The 3,510-nt window shown below is 69.1% G+C and carries 4 protein-coding genes; 1 reads left to right on the forward strand and 3 read right to left on the reverse strand.

The annotated features are described in order from the left end of the window. Window positions 1–64: 64 nt before the first annotated feature. From ABGA94_RS17775 to oleC, 3 genes are all read right to left on the reverse strand, one after another. Complete coding sequence (locus ABGA94_RS17775; protein WP_005407633.1) at window positions 65–220, reverse strand: DUF1328 domain-containing protein; 156 nt, start codon at window positions 218–220, stop codon at window positions 65–67. An 81-nt stretch (window positions 221–301) separates the two neighbouring features. Further along, a complete protein-coding gene (gene oleD, locus ABGA94_RS17780) occupies window positions 302–1,294 on the reverse strand; it encodes a 2-alkyl-3-oxoalkanoate reductase (RefSeq protein WP_005420776.1) in 993 nt (330 codons plus the stop codon). After that, the gene (gene oleC / locus ABGA94_RS17785) at window positions 1,291–2,949 is read right to left on the reverse strand and encodes an olefin beta-lactone synthetase (RefSeq protein ID WP_111176896.1); all 1,659 of its coding nucleotides are present in this window, start codon (window positions 2,947–2,949) and stop codon (window positions 1,291–1,293) included. The genes oleD and oleC overlap by 4 nt, the downstream gene beginning before the upstream one ends. A 104-nt stretch (window positions 2,950–3,053) precedes the next feature. Between oleC and ABGA94_RS17790 the strand changes: the two genes are divergently transcribed. Next, window positions 3,054–3,485, forward strand: coding sequence for a YkgJ family cysteine cluster protein (locus ABGA94_RS17790; protein ID WP_005407630.1), 432 nt, complete (start codon window positions 3,054–3,056; stop codon window positions 3,483–3,485). Window positions 3,486–3,510: the final 25 nt, after the last annotated feature.

The raw sequence follows: 3,510 nt of genomic DNA on the forward strand, positions 1-3,510 counted from the left end.
CCGCAGAGTCGAGCATAGCTCGACTCTGCGGAAAGCGATGCCGGCCAGCGGCCGGCACTACCGGCTAGCCGCGCTTGCGGAACATCGAGATCACCGCAAGGATCAGGAACACCACGAACAGGATCCAGGCGATGTTGGTTGCGGCGCCGGCGATTCCGGAGAAGCCCAGAACAGCGGCGATGATGGCGATGACAAAGAAGATGATGGCGTAGTGCAGCATGGCGCTCCTCGCGGGTGGTCGAGCCTTGGATGGCGTGGGTCCATCCTCCCGATCCTGCGGTGTGCAACCAGTGACGGCGATCTATGCAGCAGATGAAGCCTTCAGCCTGCGCAGCCCCTCTTCGATGCTGACCTGCGGCACGTAGCCGAAGTCACGGCGCGCCGGTTCCATGCTGTACCAGTGCGGCGTGCACAACTGCTCGGCCAGGAAGCGGGTCAGCGGCGGCTCGCCACGCAGGCGCAGCAGCGGCCACAGCCGCTCGCAGATGGCGCCGACACGGTACGCGGTCTTGAAGCTGATCGCCTTGTCCACCGTCGGCGCGCCAACAGCGGCCAGCAGCTTGTTGACCAGCTCGCGCATCGGCAGCGGCTCGCCATTGGAGATGAAGTAGGCCTTGCCCGCACACGCAGCGCCCGGCGCCAGTGCCTCGAAGGCGAGGAAGTGCGCGAGTGCGGCGTTGTCGATGTAGGTGGTGTCCACCCTGTTGTTGCCATCCCCCACCAGGCGCAGGCGGCCCTGCCGCGCACGCTCGGCCAGCCTCGGCACCAGCTGCTGGTCGCCCGGGCCCCAGATCAGGCGCGGGCGCAGTGCCACCGTCGCCAGCGACGCATCGTTGGCGGCCAGCACGCGCTGTTCGGCGATTGCCTTGGTAGCCGCATACGGCGCCTGGAAATCTTCGCCGTACGGCACCTCGTCAGCCCCGAGGCCTTCCACCGGGTGCGTGGCACGATGGGTCACGCTGGGCGTGGAGGTGTAGACCAGCCGGTTGATGCCATGCGCGCGGCAGGCCGCGAGGACGTTGTCGGTGCCGACCACGTTGGCCTGGTGGTAGCTGTCATAGCTGCCCCATGCGCCGGCCTTGGCGCCGTTGTGGAACACCGCATCGACGCCGGCCACCGCATGCAGCACCGCCTGCGCATCGGCCAGATCACCGCGGATCTGGCCCACGCCCATCGCCTGCAGTTCCGGGTAATGACTGCGGTTGAACGCCAGCACCTGGTGGCCACGCTCGACCAGCCCGCGGCACAGCGCCTGCCCAAGGAAACCACCGCCACCGGTGACCAGGATCTTCATGCGCGCTTCTCCAGTTCGGCGCTGGCCCAGACGGCGAGCTTCTCGCGGCCGATCTTGGCGTTATGACGGATATCGACGGGGAACGAAGGGTGTACCAGGAAGTGCTCCAGCCCGGCTCCGGCCAGGCATGCGGCGGCCTTGGCACGCAGCGCTTCCTGCAGTGCCGGGCTGTCGGACCGGCCACGCTGCAGCTCCACGCACAGCACCGGCACCTGCGCACCGGCGGCCCCCACGCCAACCAGCGCAGTGCGCGCCACGCCGGCCACGGTGTTGAACATCGGCTCGACCTGCTCGGTGTACAGCGGCCCGCGCGCGGTTTCCACGCGCTGCGTCTTGCGCCCGCAGAACCACAGGCGGCCCTGCACATCGAAATAACCAACGTCGCCCATGCGATGCACCACGCGGGTGCTGCCATCGGCCAGCGTCTCGCGGATCTTCGCCGCCGCAGTGGCCTGCGGGCGGTTGAAGTAGCTGTCGGTGGCGGTCGGCCCGGCCACGGTGATTTCCCCCACTTCCCCCACCCCCAGCACGCGCGCCTGTGACCAGTCCGGCAGCGGTGCGTCGTCGATGGCGATGATGCGCACCTCGTTGGGGGCCACCACGTTGCCCACGCAGGTGCCGGCACCGGCCTCGGTCGCCGCGCGGGTGCGCTCCAGTTCACGGCCTTCGACCACCGCCACCGGCAGGCACTCGGTGGCGCCATAGGGAGTCCAGAACTGCGCATCGGCCGGCAGCAGGCTGCGGATGGTGGCGACCACGTCCGGCGGCACCGGTGCCCCGGCCGAGGTCACCCGGGTCACCGTCGGCAGTGGCCGCCCGTGCCGGGCCAGCACCCGCATCAGCGCTGGCGAGCCGAACAGCTGGGTTACGCCGAAGCGCTGGATGGCATCGTGCAGGCGTCCCGGGTCGGCCTGCGCCGGCCGCGTCGGGTCCATGTCCGGGATCACCGAAGTCAGGCCCAACGCCGGGTCGAACAGCGCGAACGGTGGGAAGGTCGGCAGGTCCACCCCACCCGCTTCCATGCCGAAGGCACTGCCCAGCAACTGGATCTGGCCGACGAAGTGGCGGTGGCGGTAGACCACGCCCTTGGGCACGCCGGTGGAGCCGCTGGTGAACAGGATCGCCGCCATGTCCTCGCCATCGGTATCGGCCAGCATGGCCCCCCCCTTGGCACCGGCACGTTCCAGCGCGGCCAGGCTGGTACCGCCCCAGCCGAGGCGGCGGCCGACCGTCACCAGCCGGGTGGCCGACGGCGCCCAGCGCAGCACCAGCCGCGCCACATGCGCCAGCGGAATGCCGATGAAGGCCTGCGGCTGCGCCTCGTCCAGGCACTGCTTCAGCGCGCGCCGGTCGATGCCCGGATCGACCAGCACCGGCACTGCGCCCAGCTTGAACAGCGCGAACATCAGCAGGAAGAACTCCGGAGAAGGCCGCACCATCACCACCGTGCGCACGCCACGGCCGATCCCGTAGCCGGCCAGGCCGGCGGCCATGGCATCACTGCGGGCGTCCAGCTGACGGTAATCGAGGGTGACATCGTAGGCGGCCATGCCGTTGCCGGCGCCGCGGCGGCCCGGGCAGCGGATGGCGATCTGGTCGGGGCGTTCACGCGCCAGTTCAGGCAAACGGGCCGCAATGTTGCAGGGTCGGTTCATCCGTTCATTGTCGCCGCTTACGGAATTTCTTGCGCGGCGGCCCACTTCGTGGAAAATCCGCACCCTCGTTCCCGATTCCGACTGCCGCCCGAGGCGGCTTGCCCATGCAACATCCCTGCATGACCTGCGGCGCCTGCTGCACCCAGTACCGCGTGGCCTTCCACTGGATGGAATCGGACGAGGTCACCCCCGGCGGCGTGCCGCACCAGCTTACCGAGGTGCTGGACCCGCATCGCCTGTGCATGCGCGGCACCCATTCCAAGCCGGTGCGCTGCGTCGCGCTGGATGCGCAGATCGGCGTGTATTCACGCTGCACGATCCACCCCAACCGGCCCAGCGTGTGCCGTGAGGTGGATGCATCGTGGGAATACGGCAAGGCCAGCCCGCAGTGCGACAAGGCGCGCATTGCCTATGGCCTGGATCCGCTGACGCCGGCCGACTGGCGTTGGCGCGATGACGCCGACAATGACGACGATCATCCGGACGACAACGGCAACAGCCCGTCCTCGCCACCACAGGCTCCGGTCGCCGCATAATCCGGTGTGCCGACCAACGGTCGGC

The sequence above is a fragment of the Stenotrophomonas sp. 3diitr2024 genome (genome assembly GCF_042136455.1).
In the GTDB taxonomy this organism is placed as follows: Bacteria; Pseudomonadota; Gammaproteobacteria; order Xanthomonadales; family Xanthomonadaceae; genus Stenotrophomonas; species Stenotrophomonas sepilia.

What these genes read in the sequence shown, in the direction of transcription:
- ABGA94_RS17775 (WP_005407633.1), bottom strand. Translation starts at nt 220, where the DNA reads ATGCTGCACTACGCCATCATCTTCTTTGTCATCGCCATCATCGCCGCT.
- oleD (WP_005420776.1), bottom strand. Translation starts at nt 1,294, where the DNA reads ATGAAGATCCTGGTCACCGGTGGCGGTGGTTTCCTTGGGCAGGCGCTG.
- oleC (WP_111176896.1), bottom strand. Translation starts at nt 2,949, where the DNA reads ATGAACCGACCCTGCAACATTGCGGCCCGTTTGCCTGAACTGGCGCGT.
- ABGA94_RS17790 (WP_005407630.1), top strand. Translation starts at nt 3,054, where the DNA reads ATGCAACATCCCTGCATGACCTGCGGCGCCTGCTGCACCCAGTACCGC.